This window comes from Marichromatium purpuratum 984, assembly GCF_000224005.2.
GTDB classification, from domain to species: Bacteria; Pseudomonadota; Gammaproteobacteria; order Chromatiales; family Chromatiaceae; genus Marichromatium; species Marichromatium purpuratum.
In genome coordinates this window covers 3,103,599-3,122,771 of the sequence record NZ_CP007031.1, presented here as the reverse complement: position 1 = coordinate 3,122,771, position 19,173 = coordinate 3,103,599, and the positions used below count along the sequence as shown (strand labels likewise).

The 19,173-nt window shown below is 68.6% G+C and carries 17 protein-coding genes; 10 read left to right on the top strand and 7 right to left on the bottom strand.

Going from position 1 to position 19,173, the window contains the following annotated elements:
• The first annotated feature begins 11 nt into the window (after positions 1-11).
• The gene (locus MARPU_RS13555) at positions 12-1,340 is read left to right on the top strand and encodes an alpha/beta hydrolase (RefSeq protein ID WP_005221281.1); all 1,329 of its coding nucleotides are present in this window, start codon (positions 12-14) and stop codon (positions 1,338-1,340) included.
• On the opposite strand, the gene MARPU_RS13550 is transcribed toward MARPU_RS13555, so the two are convergent.
• The 4 genes from MARPU_RS13550 to MARPU_RS13535 all read right to left on the bottom strand — a co-directional run bounded on the left by MARPU_RS13550 (position 1,327) and on the right by MARPU_RS13535 (position 6,891).
• Positions 1,327-2,595, bottom strand: coding sequence for an alpha-amylase family glycosyl hydrolase (locus MARPU_RS13550; RefSeq protein WP_005221282.1), 1,269 nt, complete (start codon positions 2,593-2,595; stop codon positions 1,327-1,329). The two genes, MARPU_RS13555 and MARPU_RS13550, sit on opposite strands and share 14 nt — an antisense overlap.
• Before the next feature lie 43 nt (positions 2,596-2,638).
• Positions 2,639-4,462 (bottom strand): glycogen synthase, encoded by a 1,824-nt coding sequence (locus MARPU_RS13545; RefSeq protein WP_005221284.1) that lies wholly within the window; start codon positions 4,460-4,462, stop codon positions 2,639-2,641.
• 96 nt (positions 4,463-4,558) lie between these two features.
• Positions 4,559-6,382, bottom strand: a complete 1,824-nt coding sequence (locus MARPU_RS13540; RefSeq protein ID WP_005221285.1) for an Hsp70 family protein — start codon at positions 6,380-6,382, stop codon at positions 4,559-4,561.
• Positions 6,379-6,891: a DUF2760 domain-containing protein gene (locus tag MARPU_RS13535; protein ID WP_005221286.1), complete on the bottom strand. Its 513-nt coding sequence runs from the start codon at positions 6,889-6,891 to the stop codon at positions 6,379-6,381. Before MARPU_RS13535 ends, MARPU_RS13540 begins: the two co-directional genes overlap by 4 nt.
• A gap of 220 nt (positions 6,892-7,111) precedes the next feature.
• On the opposite strand from MARPU_RS13535, the gene MARPU_RS17330 reads away from it, so the two are divergent.
• A complete protein-coding gene (locus MARPU_RS17330) occupies positions 7,112-7,285 on the top strand; it encodes a DUF2934 domain-containing protein (protein WP_232229475.1) in 174 nt (57 codons plus the stop codon).
• A 75-nt stretch (positions 7,286-7,360) separates the two neighbouring features.
• On the opposite strand, the gene MARPU_RS17755 is transcribed toward MARPU_RS17330, so the two are convergent.
• Positions 7,361-7,573: a hypothetical protein gene (locus MARPU_RS17755; RefSeq protein ID WP_156929285.1), complete on the bottom strand. Its 213-nt coding sequence runs from the start codon at positions 7,571-7,573 to the stop codon at positions 7,361-7,363.
• Between the two features lie 83 nt (positions 7,574-7,656).
• On the opposite strand from MARPU_RS17755, the gene msrA reads away from it, so the two are divergent.
• The 6 genes from msrA (at position 7,657) to secF (ending at position 14,117) form a co-directional block, all read left to right on the top strand.
• Positions 7,657-8,217: a peptide-methionine (S)-S-oxide reductase MsrA gene (gene msrA / locus MARPU_RS13525; RefSeq protein ID WP_005221288.1), complete on the top strand. Its 561-nt coding sequence runs from the start codon at positions 7,657-7,659 to the stop codon at positions 8,215-8,217.
• 589 nt (positions 8,218-8,806) lie between these two features.
• The gene (locus MARPU_RS13520; protein WP_005221289.1) at positions 8,807-9,499 is read left to right on the top strand and encodes an HAD family hydrolase; all 693 of its coding nucleotides are present in this window, start codon (positions 8,807-8,809) and stop codon (positions 9,497-9,499) included.
• 19 nt (positions 9,500-9,518) lie between these two features.
• Complete coding sequence (gene tgt, locus MARPU_RS13515; protein ID WP_005221290.1) at positions 9,519-10,622, top strand: tRNA guanosine(34) transglycosylase Tgt; 1,104 nt, start codon at positions 9,519-9,521, stop codon at positions 10,620-10,622.
• Positions 10,623-10,804: 182 nt separating this feature from the next.
• Positions 10,805-11,140: a preprotein translocase subunit YajC gene (gene yajC, locus MARPU_RS13510; RefSeq protein WP_005221291.1), complete on the top strand. Its 336-nt coding sequence runs from the start codon at positions 10,805-10,807 to the stop codon at positions 11,138-11,140.
• A 159-nt stretch (positions 11,141-11,299) separates the two neighbouring features.
• Positions 11,300-13,156, top strand: a complete 1,857-nt coding sequence (gene secD, locus MARPU_RS13505) for a protein translocase subunit SecD (protein ID WP_005221292.1) — start codon at positions 11,300-11,302, stop codon at positions 13,154-13,156.
• Positions 13,157-13,166: 10 nt separating this feature from the next.
• A complete protein-coding gene (gene secF / locus MARPU_RS13500; protein ID WP_005221293.1) occupies positions 13,167-14,117 on the top strand; it encodes a protein translocase subunit SecF in 951 nt (316 codons plus the stop codon).
• Between the two features lie 82 nt (positions 14,118-14,199).
• Here secF and MARPU_RS13495 read toward each other — a convergent pair whose 3' ends face one another.
• Positions 14,200-15,327 carry an NAD(P)/FAD-dependent oxidoreductase gene (locus MARPU_RS13495; RefSeq protein WP_005221296.1) on the bottom strand — a complete coding sequence of 376 codons (1,128 nt, stop codon included), beginning with the start codon at positions 15,325-15,327 and terminating at the stop codon, positions 14,200-14,202.
• A gap of 50 nt (positions 15,328-15,377) precedes the next feature.
• Positions 15,378-15,998 carry an arylesterase gene (locus tag MARPU_RS13490; RefSeq protein ID WP_005221298.1) on the bottom strand — a complete coding sequence of 207 codons (621 nt, stop codon included), beginning with the start codon at positions 15,996-15,998 and terminating at the stop codon, positions 15,378-15,380.
• Between MARPU_RS13490 and MARPU_RS13485 the strand changes: the two genes are divergently transcribed.
• Together MARPU_RS13485 and MARPU_RS13480 are read left to right on the top strand one after the other, a co-directional pair.
• The gene (locus MARPU_RS13485; protein WP_025275355.1) at positions 15,997-16,686 is read left to right on the top strand and encodes an ABC transporter ATP-binding protein; all 690 of its coding nucleotides are present in this window, start codon (positions 15,997-15,999) and stop codon (positions 16,684-16,686) included. The two genes, MARPU_RS13490 and MARPU_RS13485, sit on opposite strands and share 2 nt — an antisense overlap.
• Positions 16,683-19,172 (top strand): ABC transporter permease, encoded by a 2,490-nt coding sequence (locus MARPU_RS13480; protein ID WP_005221302.1) that lies wholly within the window; start codon positions 16,683-16,685, stop codon positions 19,170-19,172. Before MARPU_RS13485 ends, MARPU_RS13480 begins: the two co-directional genes overlap by 4 nt.
• Position 19,173: the final 1 nt, after the last annotated feature.

Genomic DNA, 19,173 nt, shown 5'->3' with positions numbered 1-19,173 from the left:
GGAGGCGAACCATGCGGATGGTGCGAGCGATGGGCGAGGTGCTGCTGGTCGGGGTGCTGGTCGGCGGTTGCGCCGGCAAGGCGCGCGAGTTGATGCCGACCCCGTTGCTCTATCAGTCGCCGGCGCAGCAGGTGCTGTTTACCAACGCGCCGCGCGACCCTGGTGATCTCGAGCTGCTCTATGTCACCGACCGCGCCACCGCCGACGCCGATGACACGGCGCCCTATGGCGAAGGGCGGCTGCGTGGGCTGGTCTATGGCACCGCGCGGGTGCGGATCGGCTCTGGGCTCGACGGCGATGGGCTGTTGCGCCAGAGCCTGCTGGCGCGGCGCACCCGAGCGGTGACCCTGGAGCTGGGCCGGGTCGAGGAACTCGGGCGCTTTCCCGAGGAGCCCTATGCCATCGTTCGCGACGACGCCGATCGGATCCGTCTCGATCCGGCCGAGCTGCGTCGCTTCGCCCGCGCCCGCGCCGACCTCCAGCAACAGTTGCGACTGCGGCTGGCCGCGGCGCCGCGCAAGGAGCTGCTGCTCTATGTCCACGGCTTCAACGAGACCTTCGCCAGTGCCGCCTACACCGCCGCCGAGCTGTGTCATTTCCTCGGCCGCGAGCCGGTCTGTGCCATCTTTACCTGGCCGGCCGCGGCGAGCGGCAACCTGTTGACCTCCTATACCGCCACCACCGAGTCGGCCGAGTACGCCGTCGAGCACCTCAAGAAGACACTGCGCATGCTGGCCGCCACCCCTGGGCTCGAGCGCATCCAGTTGCTCGCCCACAGCCGTGGCACCCTGGTGCTGGTCGATGCGTTGCGCGAGCTGGTGATCGAGGCGCTGACCCAGGGCCAGGATCCGCGCGCGCGCTATCGCATCGACAATCTGGTGCTGATGTCACCGGACATCGACATCGATCTGGCCGCGCAGAAGATCACCGGTTTCGTCTCCGATCCCGGCCTGCTCGGCGCGCGCGCCGGTCGGCCGCTGCCTCAGCTGCTCTCCGGGCGGCTGACCGTCTATGCCTCGCCGCGCGATCGTGCCCTGCTGATCTCGCGGATCCTGTTCCGCAGTCGCGATCGGGTGGGGCAGATCACCCTCAAGGACATCAGCTCGGGCGCGCAGCGGTATCTGGCGACCTTCGGTCGGGTCGACATGATCAGCTACGAGGGACGGCGTACCGATTTCTTCGGACACGGCTATTTCACCACCAACCCCCGGGTGAGCGCCGACCTGGTCGCCTTGTTGCGCTATGGCCACGGACCGAACGACCCGCTGCGCGGGCTCGAGCGTACCGGACCGGCGACCTGGCGCTTTCCCGACGTGGAGGACGGGGTCAGTCCCCGGTGACCAGGACTCGCGCCATCCCCGGCGCCAGCTCGAACTCGAAGGGCGTGGGCAGATAGTCCATCGCCCACTGGAAGGAGCAATCGCGCAGCGGCGCCGGGCGCGCGAGGTGGCGATAGAGGTCGTCGACATGCAGCCACTGGCGTTGGCTGGTGTCCTTGTTGAGCGCGATCAGCGCCTCGCCGACGCCGTCCTCGGTGCGCTTGTGCAGCAACAGCACCGCCGGGTTGTCGAGCGGGATGATGCGCACCGGCCCCTCGCCCTGGAACACCGGGTGGGCGTCCTTGACCGCGTTGACGTGGCGGATGAAGTCGCTGAGACCGAGGTTGGGCGTCTCCCAGTGCGTGGCTCGAGTGGTCACCACGTCGAGCCGTCGGGCGAAGCCGAACTCGTAGCCGATCGGCATCAGTACCCCGCCGGAGAACAGTGCGGCGAACAGATAGCGCTGCTCCAGGGCGTGACGGTTGCCGCCGGACTCGGCATAGAGCCGCGCGGTGTCGTGGCTCTCGGGGAAGCCGATCGAGGGCACCAGGGCACGGGTGGCATCGTACTGCTCGAGCAGCCAGGGCGAGGCGAAGTCCCACCACTTGCCACTGTTGAAGATGGCATCGAAGCCTGCAGCGGCGGTCTCGCGGGTCTGCTCGGGCGAACAGCCGAGGGTCTCGGCGACGAACACCACCTCCGGGTGGTCGCGGTGGACGTGCTCGATCAGCCGATGCCAGACCGCCGCCGGGACCTGGTAGGCGGCGTCGCAGCGGAAGCCGCGAAAGCCGAGCGCGATCAGGTGCTCGACCACCTCCAGACAGTAGCCGAACAGCCCCTCGCGATCGCAGGTGTGGTGCCAGTCGAACTGCGCCAGGTCCTCCCACACCACTCGGGTGCCGTCGGCCTCGATGCAGGCGGCGTTGGCCACCCGCTGGCCCTCGCGCACGAACCACTCCGGGTGGTTGCGCACCAGCCTGGCGTCGATCGCGCAGTGGTTGATCACCAGATCGATCATCACCCGCATGCCGAGGTGTTCGGCCTCGGTGATCATGGCGCGGACCTGGCGCTTGTGTGGGGTCCGCGAGCCGGGACGCAGGACGTCGCGGCTGATGGCGAAGTAGTCGGTGATCGAGTAGAGACTGTCGGAGCGGCCGCGTTTCTGGATGGGGTTGACGAACACCCAGTCGAAGCCGAGGTCGGCGGCACGCTCGAGATGGGGCGTCCACTCATCGAGAGGGCCACAGAGCCGGGGGAAGAGGTTATAGAGCTTCATCGCATGATCCTTACTCGTCACAGACCGCCGATGGCCGCCGACCTCAGCCGTTACGAATGTAGTCGTAGATGTTGAGATAGTCCTGGCCGGGACGGTTCCAGGAGTAGTCGGTGTGCATCGCGTTGCGCATCAGCGCGCGGAAGTCGTCGGGGTAGTCGCGATAGCAGGCGATCGCCCGGCCCAGCGCCGATTCCAGTCCGGCGTGGTCGTAGTCGTTGAACACATAGCCGTTGCGCTCGTGCAGCGGGCGGGCGGCGTGGTCCTTGTCGAACACGGTGTCGGCCAGGCCGCCGACGGCGCGCACCACCGGGATGGTGCCGTAGCGCAGCGCGATCATCTGGGTCAGGCCGCAGGGCTCGAAGCGGCTGGGCACCAGCATCATGTCAGCGCCGGCATAGATCAGGTGCGCCAGATCCTCGTCGAAGCCGATCTCGAGATGACAGTCGGGGCTGTCGTTGAGCATCCGCTTGAGTCCCCAGAAGTCGGCATTGATCGCCGGGTCCGGACTGGAGCCGAGGAGCACGAACTGGGCGCCGCGCTCGAGGGTGTAGAAGATCGCGTGACGCACCAGCTCGAGTCCCTTCTGCGGGTCGAGTCGGCCGATGAAGGCGACGATCGCCTTCTCGTTGTCGGCGAGCATCAGGCGTTGGCGCAGCGCGCGCTTGTCGTCGTACTTGGCCTCGATGGTCTCGATACCGTAGCGCGCCGGGATGTGGCGGTCGATCTCGGGGTTCCAGAGGTCGTAGTCGATGCCGTTGACCACCCCGCCGTACTTGATCTGGTGGGCATGGAGCACGCCCTCGAGACCGAAGCCCTGGCCCTGGTCCTTGGTCTCGAAGGCATAGCGGGGCGAGACGGTGGTGACGAAGTTGGAATAGACGATGCCGCCCTTGAGCAGATTGAGCATGCCCGGGTAGCGCGGGTCGCCGAGACGGTCGTGGTGATGGAAGCGCTCGGGGTGCTGCAGTCCGGTGGCGCGCAGCAGCGCGCCGTCGACCACGCCCTGATGGGCGAAGTTGTGGATGGTCAGGCAGACCCGGGGGTGGGTCATCCCCAGACGCTGATAGAACTCGTAGAGATAGACCGGCAGCAGCGCCGTCTGCCAGTCGTGGCAGTGGATCACGTCCGGGTGTTTGCCGCTCTGCCAGAGGAACTCGATGGCCGCGCGCGAGAAGAAGGCATAGCGCAGCACGTCGTCGGGATAGCCGTAGATCGCCGGGCGATCGAAGAAGTCGTCGCCCGAGTGCGGCTCGATGAAGAAGCACTTGCGGTCGTGGACGAAGCCGAAGTAGACGCTGCAATGGATCGCCCCGTCGTACCAGGGCACCCAGAGATCGCGGTGGACCTCGTGCAGGTCGTAGATCTGGTCGTAGCGCATCGAGGCGTACTTCGGCAGCACGATCTCGACATGGTTGCCACGGATCGCCAGTTCGCGGCTGAGCCCGAAGACCACGTCGGCCAGACCGCCGACCTTGGCCACGGTGGCCAGCTCCGGGGTGACATGGACCACGAACAGCCCGGGGCGCGCCGGTGTGGGCGGGGGAGGGGGCTCGGACTCGGGGCACGACGCGGGCGCCTCACGGGCTGGCGGCTGCGCCACCACCGGGCTAGCCTCCGTCTGCTCCGTCTGCTCCGTCTGCTCCGTCTGCTCCGTCTGCTCCGTCTGCTCCGTCTGCTCCGGTTCGCGTCCTGATTGCGTGACGGGGCGCTCCTGGGGAACGGGCACAGCGCCGGCCGCTTCCGGCGAGGTCGGTGAATCGGCGGTCTGCGGCGTCGGTGGCGGGTTGCTCCCGACCGTGTCCTTGGCAGCGCTGCGCCGCCGCCGGGTGCTGGGCTTGGTTTTCGATCCCGTGGGCTGTTTCGCCATCGACTCGGTTCCTGCTGCTGTCGTTGCGCGCGGTTCGCGATCCTGGGGGCGCGAGACGTTCAGTTTACCCCTTATCGCATCAAGTGCGGGTAGCGCCTAGCGCGGGGTGTCACGGCCACGGGTGTCGAAGGCCACCGCCCAGCGTTCCTCGCCGCCGTCGCTCGGCAGCGCGGTCAGCTCCAGGGTGCCGGTTTCGGTCACCGCCGCCTGCAGTTGCACCGCGACCACCTCGCCGGGACGGTGGCGATGCGCGGTGAGCGTGACCTGGACCTCCTCGAGTTCGCTCAGCGCATCCGGCGACCATTCCTCGAGCAGGTCGCCGACGCGGTCATCGCGCCTGAGGTCCGAGCCGAAGAAACGAAAGCGTACCGGCTCGCCGACCACCAGACCGAACTCCTGATCTGGCGCCACCGCAGGCGAGCCCTCCTCCAGCCCGAGCGGGACCAGACAGAGCGCGGCAAGCTCCGGGTCGATCCCGGGCACCGCCGGGGCCGCGCCCTCGACGCCGACATAATAGGCATGAGAGGTCCCGCTGCGGATCCGCACCCCGCCGTGGCGCCGCGCATGGGCGTGGAAGGCGGCGCCACGGGCGACGGCGAGATCGAGATCGGTGGCGGTGAGCTGGCGCGGCGGCGGTGCGCCGCTCGGCGCCAGCCAGGCGGCGAGCACGGCCATCACCCGCTCGCGCAACGCCTCGGCCTTGAACACCCCGCCGTTGAACAGCACCGCCGTCGGTTGCGCGAGCGTCGCCGTGGTCGCGCCGGCCTCGTGGTGACGGGTGAGAAAGGCGGCCAGGTGGCGGGTGATCGCCGGGTCCTGCGCATAGGGCAGGCCGACCCGGGTGAGCGCGGCGCGGGCGCGCGCTCGAGGGCGGCTGTCGGCCGTGACCTCGGGGAAGAAGCCCTCGACCAGGGTCTCCTCGAGTTCGTCGCGGGTCAGCTCGGTGCGGATGCTGGCGCCGACCAGGCGCGCGCCGCGGCTGGCCAGCACCACCGGCAGGCGCTCCAGCCCGGGTTCGCTGAACAGCGCCTCCTTGGCGTCGCGGCAGCCGTGGGTGAGCTGCTGGAGCTGCCAGCGGTCGAGTGCGACCCCGGCGGCGGCGAGCTTGGTGCGCAGCCGGTGGGCGAGCGCCAGGTCCATGTTGTCGCCGCCGAGCAGGATGTGTTCGCCGACCGCGACCCGGGTCAGTTCGAGCGCGCCCTCGCGCGCGTCGACGGCGATCAGCGAGAGATCGGTGGTGCCGCCGCCGACATCGATCACCAGGATCAGATCACCGATCGCGACCTGTTCGCGCCAACCGCCGGCGCTCGCCGCAATCCAGCTGTAGAGCGCCGCCTGCGGTTCCTCGAGCAGGGTGAAGTCGTCGAGTCCGACGGCGCGCGCCGCCGTGGCGGTGAGTTCGCGCGCGGCCGGATCGAAAGAGGCGGGCACGGTGATGGTCAGTGCCTGGGCGGCGAGTGGGTCCTGCGGATGGGCGCTGTCCCAGGCCGCGCGCAGATGGGCGAGATACTGCATGGTCGCGGCCAGCGGCGAGATCCGCTCGACCTCGTCCGGGGCCTCGACCGGCAGGATCGGCGCCTCGCGATCGATTTCGGGGTGGCACAGCCAGCTCTTGGCGCTTGCCACCAGCCGAATCGGGGTGGCGAGGCCGAGGGCTCGGGCCAGTGCGCCGGCAATCGGGGTCGGTGCCGCCGGCCAGGGCAGGGCGAGCGCGGCGGGGTCGAGTTCGTCGCGGTGCGGCAGATAGAGAAAGGCGGGCAGCAGCGCGTGTGCCTCCAGGGTACCGGGCGCGGTCAGTTGCGGGATCGCCAGCTGGTGCTGCGCGACCCGCTCGCCCTCGCTGTTGGCGGCGTCGACCCAGGAGAGGGCGCAATGGGTGGTGCCGAGATCGATGCCGATGGCGTGGCGCGCGCTGCTCACAGCTCCACCTCCGCTGCGGCGATGATGCGCGGATCATGACCCGGGGTGGGGGCGGGCAGGCGGACCGCGCGCACCTCCCAGCCAGGGTGTATCAGGGTGCCGGTGAAGGGCGGCTCGCCGACCAGGGCGCCGCTCGGGCGCAGTCGGTTGGCGTCGAAGCCGGGCTCGAGGGTGATGCGGGTGCCCTCGGGCGCCTGGCAGATCGGGGCGAGCGGCAGATGCTCGTCGAGTACTCGGCGACACCCGTTGTGCACGATTCGTGCTGATGCGCCGAGCGTCGCGTCGTCGCTGTCGGCGATGTCCTGCTGCAGGAAATCGACCAGACGACCCTCGCGCTGGAGCAGCGCGAGCAGCTGTAGCGCGGCGTCTTGCCCACCTCGTCGAGCGTTCTGATCGTGCGCTTGCTGTAGCTCCAATGCGGCGTCGGGGCGCGGGCCGACGAGGATACGCCAGGCCTGCTTCAGGGCGAGTCGGATACGGCGTGACAGGGGAGGCTCGGGAGCGGCCATGTCGGTCCTCTGCGGTGGTCTGGGTGGTGGTCGTTCGGTTTCTTTTCGTGTATGAAGCATCGCGCCGTCATGACGGCGCTGCAAGCGCTCTGATCCGTCGCTCGTCATCTTGTCGAGACGATGTCGAGGCAGGATTGTGCCGTGCGGGTGTTACCGAACCGATGCGAGGAGGCATGCAATGGAGGATGTTGCAGGGGAGAGCGTGGCGCGGAGACGGCGAATGATCGCCGAGGCGGCCTACTATCTGGCCGAGCGACGCGGGTTCGCGCCGGGTGGTGCCGAGCGCGACTGGCTTGCCGCCGAGCGCATGATCGATGCGTTGCCGGCCGGTGTCGGAGTCGAGCGGTATGAGCCGCCGCACGGACTGCGGTTGCTGATCGGGCGCAAGACATAAAAAAAGCGCGGCAGTGAGCCGCGCCTTAAATCATTACCACCAAAGGAGGTTGAAGGATGCACCAAAGCCCCAGCTTTAGTACATCATAAGTTTCTTAATTAATGTTTTTCTTGTCAAGGCTGCTTTGTCGCTGTTTTGTGTCGGCCAGGTCCCCCTGACCGATGCCGGGCTGTCGAGGGCAAGAATGCGGCCATGAGGTAGTGCTGGCGCATTGATATCCATCAGTCGAGAGTCGACCGGCAGTCGGGGTGCGACGGTTGCGCGCGTGGTGGCGACGGTCTTGTCCATGCCCACGGGTGCCGCAATCTCTGGGGACGAGCGCCCGGTCCTTGCCGGGGCTCGATCACTTGGCCAGCATCGGAGGAGGCGGCATGCAAGACGAGACGGCGATCCTCGGGGGAGGATGCTTCTGGTGTCTGGAGGCGGGTTTCGAGCGGCTGCGTGGCGTGAAGGCGGTGGTCTCAGGTTATGCCGGCGGTGTGCTGGAGCGACCGAGTTACCGCGACGTCTGTCGTGGCGATACCGGTCATGCGGAGGTGGTGCAGGTGCGATTCGATCCGACGGTGATCGACTACGCGACTCTGCTCGAGGTGTTCTTCACCCTCCATGATCCGACCACGCCCGATCGTCAGGGCGCCGATGTCGGCACCCAGTACCGCTCGGTGATCTTTCATCACGACGATGCGCAGCGCACGCAGGCTGCCAAGACGATCGCCCGGCTCGATGCCGCCGGGCTCTGGCCCAACCCCATCGTCACCGAACTCGCCCCGGCGCCGACCTTCTACCCAGCCGAACCCGAGCACCAGGGCTACTTCCGCCGCCACCCCCGGCAGCCTTACTGCCAGGCGGTGATCGACCCCAAGCTCGCCAAGCTGCGTCAACGCCATCGCGCGCTGCTCGCGTCGGGCGCTGCCAGTCGCCAGGAAGTCTGAGCCGCAAAGGCCCAAAGGGCGCGAAGAAGAGAAGGGCTTCCAGCGATCAGCCGCCAGCCGCCAGCCGCCAGCCGCCAGCCGCCAGCCGCCAGCCGCCAGCCGCCAGGAAGTTTGAACCGCAAAGGCCCAAAGGGCGCAAAGAATGAGAAGGGCTTCCAGCGATCAGCGATCAGCGATCAGCCGCCAGCCGCCAGCCGCCAGCTGACAGCCTCCAGTGATGCCCCGCGTCGGCGCTGCGGTCTTGCCTATCCAAACTCCTTTGCGTGCTTCGCGCCTTCGCAGTTCGAATGAGCTTCCAGCGATCAGCCTCCAGTGATGGTCCACGTCGGCGTTGGAGTCTTGCCTATCCAAACCCCTTTGCGTGCTTCGCGCCTTCGCAGTTCGAATGAGCTTCCAGCGATCAGCCTCCAGTGATGCCCCGCGTCGGCGCTGCGGTCTTGCCTATCCAAACTCCTTTGCGTGCTTCGCGCCTTTGCGGTTCAATCTTGGCCGCTGGCCGCTGGCCGCTGGCCGCTGGCCGCTGGCCGTCGCGTCTGGAGCGCGCTGCCGATTACGGGCACAATGGGGCTTTAGGATCGCCGGTCACCGCATGTCCGTCCCGCCGCTGCGTCTCATCACCCTGGATCTCGACGACACCCTCTGGCCCTGCAAGCCGGTGATCGAGGGGGCCGAGCGCGCGCTCCACGACTGGTTGCACGCGGTGGCGCCACGGCTGGCCGAGGCCCACGACATCGCCGCGCTGCGCCGTCATCGCCAGCGGCTCGCCGAGCGCCTGCCGCATCGTGCCCATGATCTCGGCGAGATCCGGGTACGTTCGTTGCGTCTGCTGCTCGCCCGTCACGGCTATCGGGTGGGGCTGGCCGAGGTCGGGCTGCGGCTGTTTCTCGATCATCGCAATCGGGTCACGCCCTATCCCGACGTGATCCCGGCGCTGCACCTACTCGGACGGCGCTATCGGTTGATCTCGCTGACCAACGGCAACGCCGAGGTGCAGGCCACCCCGCTGAACGGGCTGTTCGCGCACTCGCTCAATGCCGTCGACGTCGGCGCGGCCAAGCCCGCCCCGGCGCTCTTCGAGCGTGCCCTGGCGCTCGCCGGTTGTCGCCCCGAGGAGGCGCTGCACCTCGGCGACGACCCGGTGCGCGATGTCGCCGCAGCACGTGCCTGTGGGTTGCGCACGGCCTGGATCGACCGCGATGCGCGCCCCTGGCCCGAAGACCTGGCGCCGCCGGGCTGGCGCGCGATCGACCTGGCCGAGGTGGTGGGCCGGCTCGTCCCCTGACAATCCCGAGGAGAACCTGATGGAATTCGAACTGCTCGCCCGTGACGGGCTGGCGCGGCGTGCCCGGTTGCACTTTCCCCGTGGCACGGTCGAGACCCCGGCGTTCATGCCGGTGGGCACCTATGGCACGGTCAAGGCGATGAGCCCGGAGGAGCTGCGCGAACTCGGCGCCGAGATCGTACTCGGCAACACCTTCCACCTGATGCTGCGCCCGGGCACCGAGGTGATCCGCCGTCATGGCGATCTGCACGACTTCATGCACTGGGAGCGGCCCATCCTCACCGACTCGGGTGGCTTCCAGGTGTTCAGCCTCGGCGAGCTGCGCAAGATCACCGAGGAGGGGGTGCACTTCCGCTCCCCGGTCGACGGCAGCCGGGTGTTCATGAGTCCCGAGGTGTCGATGCAGGTGCAGCGTGAACTCGGCTCGGACATCGTGATGATCTTCGACGAGTGCACCCCGTATCCGGCCGACGAGGCCCAGGCGCGCGCCTCGATGGAGCTGTCGCTACGTTGGGCGGCGCGCTCGCGCGAGGCCCACGGCGACAACCCCGCGGCGCTGTTCGGTATCGTTCAGGGTGGCATGCACGAGGGGCCGCGCGCCGACTCGCTCGAGGGCCTGATGCGCATCGGCTTCGACGGCTACGCCATCGGCGGGCTGTCGGTCGGCGAGCCCGAGGCCGACCGGCTGCGGGTGCTCGATTTCCTCTCCGACAAGCTGCCGACTGACCATCCGCGCTATCTGATGGGGGTCGGGACCCCGGAGGACATCGTCGCCGCGGTCTGTCGCGGGGTCGACATGTTCGACTGCGTGATGCCGACACGCCATGCACGCAACGGCTATCTGTTCACCCGTCACGGCACCATCAAGATCCGCAATGCCGTACATCGCACCGACGAGCGCCCGCTCGACCCGGCGTGTGACTGCTACACCTGCCGCCACTACAGCCGCGCCTATCTGCACCATCTCGATCGCTGCAAGGAGATCCTCGGCTCGCGTCTGGCCACCATCCACAACCTGCATTACTACCAGGAGTTGATGGCGGGGCTGCGCGCGGCCATCGCCGACGGTCGGCTGGTCGAGTTCGTCGCCGAGTTCAAGGCGCTGCGCGCCCAGACGGATTGATGCTGTGCGTCGTCGCCGCGCGCACGCCTCGCCGGCGCGATCGGTGGCGACGCTGTATCTTGGCCGGCGCTGTGCGATAATCGCGCGCTGGAATTTCCGCGATCGCGCGGTCCAGGCCGCGTCGGTCCGTTTCCACATCCACTGGATCGGGTGAGATCGATCCAATCGCCGAAGGAACCGATATGAGCTTCTTTATCTCCGACGCCCTCGCCCAGGGTGAAGCAGCGGTCGCCACCGGCGGCGACTCCTTCATGGCCCTGCTGCCGCTGGTGCTGTTCGCCGTCGTCTTCTACTTCCTGCTGATCCGCCCTCAGGCGAAGCGGCAGAAGGAACACACCAAGATGGTCGAGGCCCTGGCCAAGGGCGATGAGGTGGTCACGCTCGGCGGTATCGCCGGGCGCATCGCCGATCTCGGCGACAACTTCATCCTGGTCGAGATCGCCGATGGCGTTCAGATCAAGGTGCGTCGCCAGGCCGTCGAATCGGTGATGCCCAAGGGCACGCTGAAGGATCTCTAAGATCGTGCGGACGCCCGAGGCCGGTATCGGCCTCGGGCGTCGTCGTGTGCGACCCATCTCGCGGATCTCGCCCCCAGCCCTGGATCGGCGTGCGATCCGCGTCCCCGTTTTTCCGTTGCGCGCAGTGGCATCCCCAATGCCTTTGCACTTGGACATGCAATGAACCGATACCCCCTGTGGAAGAATCTACTGATCCTGGGCGTGGTCCTGCTCGGCCTGCTGTTGGCGATGCCGAACCTGTTCTCTCAGGACCCTTCGATCGAGATCACCGCCGCGCGTGGCGCCGAGGTGACCGAGGCGAGCATCGACGAGGTGCGCGCCGTGCTCGACAACGCCGGGGTTCCCTACAAGGACGTCGAGCTGACCGAGGACGGTCGGCTGTTGGCGCGCTTTGCCCTCTCCGGTGAACAGCTGGCCGGTCAGGAGACGATCGAGCGTACCCTCGCCGAGCGCTATCGCACCGCGCTGACCCTCTCGGCCGATCTGCCGGGCTGGATGCGCGCGCTCGGGCTCAACCCGATGTCGCTCGGACTCGACCTGCGTGGCGGTATCCACGTGGTCATCGACGTCGACATGGAGAGCGCGCTCGATCAGGCGCTGGAGCGCTATGTCGGCGATATCCGCGCCCAGTTGCGCGAGCACAAGGTGCGTTACCTGACCGTGCTGCGCGACGGTGGCGAGATCCTCGTCAAGTTTAAGGACGAGGAGGCGCGCGCCGCGGCCGACAAGCTGCTCGGGCGTGAATTCCGCGCCCTCGCGCTCGCCAGCGCCGAGCAGGGCGGCACCTATCTGATCCGCGCCGAGCTGCAGCCGGCCGAGCAGGAGCAGATCAAGGACTTCGCCCTCAAGCAGAACATCACCACCCTGCGCAACCGCGTCAACGCCCTCGGCGTGGCCGAGCCGAGCATCGCCCGTCAGGGCGAGCGGCGCATCGTCGTGCAGCTGCCCGGCGCTCAAGATCCCGGCCGGCTCAAGGAGATCCTCGGCGCCACCGCGACCCTCGAGTACCGCTTGGTCGACACCGAGCACAGCGTCGCCGATGCCGTCTCCGGGCGGGTGCCGGTGGGCAGCCGGCTCTATCGCGATCGCGATGGCGTGCCGATCCTGCTCAAGCGCCGGGTGATCGTCACCGGTGACCAGATCACCGACGCCTCGGCAGGCTTCGACGGTCAGAGCGGCTCCCCGGCGGTGTTCGTCAACCTCGATGGCCAGGGCGCGCGGCGGATGCGCGATGTGACCACCGAGAACGTCGGCAAGCCGATGGCGGTGGTGTTCATCGAAAACCGCACCACCACCGAGATGGTCGACGGCGAGCCGGTCAAGCGCACCCACAAGGTCGAGGAGGTGATCAGCGTTGCCACCATCCGCGAGCCCTTCGGGCGCCGCTTCCAGACCACCGGGCTCGACAGCAGCGAGGAGGCGCACAACACCGCACTGCTGCTGCGCTCGGGCGCGCTGGCCGCGCCGATCCAGATCGTCGAGGAGCGCACCATCGGTCCCAGCCTGGGTCAGGACAACATCGATCAGGGCTTCCGCTCGGTGATGATCGGTCTCGGTCTGGTAGTGCTGTTCATGGCGCTCTACTACCGGGTGTTCGGTCTGGTCGCCGACCTGGTGCTGGTGGTCAACCTGGTGATGATCGTGGCGGTGCTCTCGCTGCTGCAGGCGACCCTGACCCTGCCGGGCATCGCCGGCATCGTGCTCACCGTGGGCATGGCGGTGGACGCCAACGTGCTGATCTTCGAGCGCATCCGCGAGGAGATCCGCAACGGCAGCACGCCGCAGGCGAGCATCCGCGCCGGCTACGACAAGGCGCTCTCGACCATCGTCGATGCCAATGTCACCACCCTGATCGCCGCCGTGGTGCTGTTCAGCTTCGGTACCGGCCCGGTCAAGGGCTTCGCCGTGACCCTGTTCATCGGTATCGTCACCTCGATGTTCACGGCCATCCTCGGCTCGCGCGCCATGATCAACCAGATCTATGGCCGTCGTAACGTCAAGAAACTGGCCATCTGAGGAGATCGGCATGCGCAACAAGGCTATGGCCAAGACCCTGAACATCGACTTCATGGGCATGCGGCGTGCAGCCGCGATCGTCTCCGGCGCGGTATTGGTGATCGCGCTGCTGTCGATGCTGCTGCGCGGCTTCGACTTCGGGCTGGACTTCACCGGCGGTACCGTGATCGAGGTCGGTTACGAGACCCCGACCGAACTCGCCGAGGTCACCGGCGCGCTCGAGGCCGGCGGTTTCGTCGGCGCCACGGTGCAGCACTTCGGCTCGCGTCAGGACGTGCTGATCCGACTCGCGCCGGGGAGCGATGACGAGGGGGCGAGCGCCCAACTCAGCGATCGCGTCTTCCAGGCGTTGAGTGCCGCCGCCGCAGGTGAGGTGGATCTGCGACGGGTGGAGTTCGTCGGACCTCAGGTCGGCGAGGAGCTGCGCGAGCAGGGTGGACTGGCGGTGCTGTTCTCGCTGATCGGCATCCTCATCTATGTCGCGCTGCGTTTCGAGTGGCGCTTCGCCGTCGGCTCGGTGGTGGCGCTGGTGCACGATGTGATCGTCGTCATCGGCATCTTCTCGCTGTTCCAGATCAGCTTCGACCTGACGGTGCTGGCGGCGGTGCTGGCGGTGATCGGCTACTCGCTCAACGACACCATCGTGGTCTTCGACCGAGTGCGCGAGAACTTCCGCAAGATGCGCAAGGGCACGGTGACTGAGATCATCAACGCCTCGATCGGTCAGACGCTCTCGCGCACCGTGGTCACCTCCTGCACTACGCTGCTGGTGCTGGTCGCGCTCTACATGCTCGGTGGCGAGGTAATCAGCGGCTTCTCGCTGGCGCTGATCATCGGCGTGGTGGTCGGCACCTACTCCTCGATCTATGTCGCCACCGCCGCGGTGGTGTGGATGGGGCTGAGCAAGACCGACCTGCTGCCGCCCGAGAAGGAGGGCGCCGGGGCCGAGGTGCGGCCCTGAACGCGCCGGGGCCGGCATGTGCCGGCCCCGTGTTTCCCTCGGTTGATCCCTTCCGGCGCCGTTCCCCCGGCGCCCGTCGCGCTCAACGGAAGCGGCGCAGATAGTTCCACTCGAAGAAGCGCTTGAGCCAGTGGAAGACCCGCAGGCTCGGCAGCACCAGGTTGAAGCGCTCGTTGCGTGCCACCAGCATGCCGTCGCGATTGGCATCGACGATGCAGAGCAGCTCGACGCGGAAGGTCTCCTCCGGTGTCTGGCCGGCGAACTCGGCGAGCAGGTTGCGCGCCGCGGTGCGCGCCTGCAGGTCAGCCATGTGCGCCTGCTTGGGCATCCACTCAGGTCCCGGGAAGCTGCCCGAGTCGCCGGCGACATAGACCCGGTCGTAACCCGGCACGCGGCAGGTGCGCTCGGCCTCGATCAGCCCGCCGGGCGAGCGCGGCAGTTCGGTGTTGTCGAACCAGGTGTTGCCGGTCATCCCCGGCATGAACAGGATCAGGTCGGCGGCGAAGTCGCCGCCCTCGGTGCTCACCCCCTGCTCGGAGAAGCCCTTGAGCTTGTGACCGAGATGGGTGCGGATGTCACGGCGGCGCATCTCCGCGACCAGTCCCTCGACCGCCTTGGGGCCGAGCCGGTTGCCGGGACGCGGTGCCGGGGTGAAGAACACCAGCTCGAAGCGTTCGCGCCGACCCTCCTGGCGCAGCTGGTTGTCGAGTCCGAAGAGGAACTCGAACATCGGCCCGCCGCGCATCGCGCTCGGCTCCTTGGGGTTGCCGGCGAAGCCCAGGGCGATGGTGCCGCCGTCCATGGCGCGGATGCGCTCGCGGATGCGCTCGGCCGCAGCGATGCCCTCGCAGGGCGTGATGGCATGCTCGATGCCGGGCAGCTTCTTGAGGAAGCGCCCGCCGCTGGCGATGATCAGCCCGTCGTTGTTGATCGGTGCCTGAGTGGTCTCCAGGGTGCGCCCGCAGTGGCTCAGGCCGGTGGCCTCAGCGGCGACGTGGCGTACCCGCATGCGCTGCAGGAAGCGGGTCAGGTCGATGCGCAGGTCCTCGCCTTGGCGCAGTCCCGGCGGCACCCAGATCAGGCCGGGCAGATACACGAACTCGGCCTCGGGGCTGACCAGGGTGATCTCGACATCGGGGTTCGACTTGCGCAACTGCTGGGTGGCGGTCAGGGCGGCGAAGCCCGACCCGACGATGGTGACGCGATGCATGGCGCTCTCCTGGTCTTGAAAGGGTGATGAATGGCGCTGGCCCTTCGGGATCAGTGTCGCGGCGGGACGAGCAGCGGGTGTAACGTCGGCCAGAGGTTGTCGAGGATGCGCGCCTGGGCGGCGGCCGTGGGGTGCAGTCCGTCGGCCTGCATCAGCGCGCGATTCTCGGCGATGCCGCGCAGCATCTCCGCCACCAGCGGGATCGCATGTGCGGCGGCGGCCTCGCGGAACACCGCTTGAAAGCGATCGGTGTAGACCGCACCGTAGTTCGGCGGCAGTCGCACACCGAGCAACAGTACGCGGCTGCCGCTCGCCTGCGTCTGGGTGATGAGCGCGTCGAGATTGGCGCGCAGTCGCTCCAGGCTCAACCCACGCAACCCGTCATTGGCGCCGAGTTCGATGATCACCACCGCCGGGCGGTGACGTTCGAGCAGCGCTGGCAACCGCGTCAGGCCGCCCGCCGTCGTCTCCCCGGACACGCTCGCGTTGACCGTACGATAGGCCAGCGCCTCCTGCTCGAGACGTTGTTCGAGCAGCCGCACCCAGCTCCGCTCGCGGTCGATGCCATAACCGGCGCTCAGGCTGTCGCCGAGCACCAGCAGGGTCGGCGTGGCGGCCAGGGTGAGGGGGGCACACAGCGACAGAGCAGCAATCAGGAGTAGACGGATCATGTCAGTGCAACGGAGTCAGACCGTATCCAAGGCGGTGGGACTGGATAAACATGTTACCGGCCCCGCTGGTGGCTTGACCATCCTCGAGGGGCTGGAGCTTGAGGTCGACGCCGGCGAGGCGCTGGCCATCCTCGGCGCCTCGGGGTCGGGCAAGTCGACCCTGCTCGGACTGCTCGCCGGGCTCGACCGCGCCAGCAGCGGCGAGGTCTGGCTGTGCGGCGAGCCGCTCGGCGCGCTCGACGAGGACGGACGCGCCGAGCTGCGCAGCGGCCGGGTCGGCTTCGTGTTCCAGAATTTCCAGCTGCTGCCGACGCTCACCGCGCGCGAGAACGTGCTGCTGCCGCTGGAGCTGACCGATACCCCGGATGCCGCCGCGCGCGCCGACGAGGCGTTGGCGCGGGTCGGGCTGGGCGCGCGCGCCGGTCACTATCCGCGCCAGCTCTCCGGCGGCGAGCAGCAGCGGGTGGCGATCGCCCGCGCCTATGCGCCGCGCCCGGCGGTGCTGTTCGCCGACGAGCCGACTGGCAATCTCGACCAGGCCACCGGCGAGCAGATCATCGAGCTGCTGTTCGAGCTGCGCGCCGAGGCCGGCGCCGCGCTGGTGCTGGTCACCCACGACCCGGGGCTGGCCGCGCGCTGCGATCGCCGCCTGGCGATGCGCGAGGGCCGCCTGGAGGCCCTGGCATGAAGGCCTGGCGGATCGGACTGCGGCTGCTGCGCCAGGACTGGCGCAGCGGCGAACTCTACCTGCTCACTGCCGCGCTGGTGCTGACGGTGGCGGCGGTGACCGCCGTCGGCTTCTTCGCCAGTCGCATCGAGGCGGGCATGGCGCGTCAGGGCGGCGAGCTGTTGGCCGCCGACCTGGTGCTCGAGGGCAGTGATGCGCCACCCGCCGCCTGGTGCGATCGCGCCGAGTCGCAGGGATTGGTCAGTGCCGCGACCGTCGAGTTCCGCTCGGTGGTGCTGGGGTCCGACGGGCCGCAGCTGGTGCAGGCCAAGGCGGTCGAGTCGGGTTATCCGTTGCGTGGCCAGTTGCGGGTGCGTGAGGGTTTTGCCGCCGCCGAGCAGTCGCGCGAGCAGGGACCGCCGGCCGGCGAGCTATGGGTCGAGTCGCGCCTGCTGCGTCTGCTCGAGCTGCAGGTCGGCGACTCTCTCGCGCTCGGCGAGACGGACCTGCGCATCGGCGCCATCCTCGCCTATGAGCCGGATGCCGGCGGTCGGCTGTTCAATCTCGCCCCGCGGGTGCTGCTCAACGCCGCCGACCTGCCCGCCACCGGGCTGCTCGGCCCGGCTAGTCGCGCCACTCATCGATTGTTGCTCGCCGGACCCGAGGCCGCGGTCGCCGACTATGCCGCCTGGGCCGGATCGCGGGCCGAGGCCGACGGGCTCGAGCTGCTCACCGCGAGCACGGCGCGGCCCGAGTTCGCCAATGCCGTCGAGCGTGCCTCGCGCTTCCTCCACCTCGCCAGCCTCAGTACCCTGCTGGTGGCCGGGGCGGCGATCGCCCTGGCCAGTCACCGGTTGGTCGGACGCCAGATCGACGCGGTGGCGGTGATGCGCTGTCTCGGCGCGCGCCGACACCTGCTGATGCGGGTGTTCGTGTTGCGGTTGGTGCTGTTCGGGCTGGCCGCGAGCCTGCTCGGCGGTGCGCTCGGCTGGGTCGCTCAGGCGGGGCTGCTGGCGGTGTTCAGTGATTGGTTCGGCACTGCGCTGCCGGCCGCCTCCTGGTCGCCGCTACTGGTGGGCCTGGGCACCGGGTTGGTGACCCTGCTCGGCTTCGCGCTGCCGCCGCTGCTGCAGCTCGCCCAGGTCTCGCCGCTGCGTGCGCTGCGCCGCGATCTCGGCGCGCCGCGCGGCTCGGTGGCGCTGGCCGTGGTGCTGGCGGCGCTGGCGCTGTCGGCGCTGGTGCTGTGGCAGGCCGGTGAGTTCGCGCTCGCCTGGAAGCTGCTTGCCGGGCTGGCCGCGGCGCTGGTCTGTCTGGTGGTCGCAGTGCTCGCGCTGGTGCGGCTGGCGGCGTTGCTCGCCGGGCGCAGCCGCGGGCTGTGGCGGCTCGGGCTGGCGGCGCTGACCCGCCGTCCCGGCGGTGCGGTGTTGCAGATCACCGGGTTCGGGGTCGGCATCCTTGCGCTGCTGTTGCTCGCGGTGGTGCGGGTCGATCTGTTGCAGGGCTGGCGCGAGAGCCTGCCGCCGGGGGCGCCGAATCAGTTCGCGATCAACATCCAGCCGCAGCAGGTCGAGCCGATACGGGCGCTGCTCGCCGCGCAGGGGATCGAGGACGTCGCCTTCGACCCGATGATCCGAGGGCGGCTGGTGCGGATCAACGATCGCGCGGTGGTGCCCTCGGATTATGCCGAGCCGCGCGCCGAGCAGCTCGCCGCGCGCGAGTTCAATCTCAGCCACGGCACCCGCCTGGGCGCGGACAATCGTATCGTCGCCGGTGCCTGGTGGCAGGATGCCGCCGCACCGCCGCAGTTCTCGGTCGAGCGTGATCTGGCCGAGACCCTGGGCATTTCGCTCGGCGACGAGATCGCCTTCATGGTCGCGGGCCGCGAGGTCGCGGCCCCGGTGACCAGTCTGCGCGAGGTGCAGTGGGACAGCTTCAACGTCAACTTCTTCGTCATCGCCTCGCCGGCGCTGCTCGGTGACGAGCCGGCAAGCCATATCACCAGCTTCCACGTCCCGGCGAGCGACGAGTCGCTGCTCGTCGAGCTGGTGCGCCGCTTCCCCAACCTCACCCTGCTCGATGTCGACGCGCTGCTCCAGCAGGTGCGTCAGGTGGTCGATCGCGGGGTGCTGGCGGTGGAGTACGTGTTCCTTTTCACCCTCGCCGCGGGGCTGCTGGTGATGTATGCGGGGATCCAGGCGAGCCTGGAGGACCGTCGCGTCGAGCACGCCATCCTGCGCACCCTCGGGGTGGGGCGGGCGCGGCTGCTCGGTGCGCTGGCGGTGGAGTTCGTCGTCGCCGGTCTGCTCGCCGGTCTGCTCGCCTCGGTGTTCGCCGAGGGGATCGGCTGGCTGCTCGCCGAACAGCTCTTCGGTATCGCGTTCGTCTTCAACCCCTGGTTGTGGACGATCGGGGTGCTGGGTTCGGGGCTGTTGATCGGCGTGGCCGGGGTGATGGCGACCTATCCGCTGCTGGTACGCCCGCCGCTGCACACCCTGCGCCATCACTAGA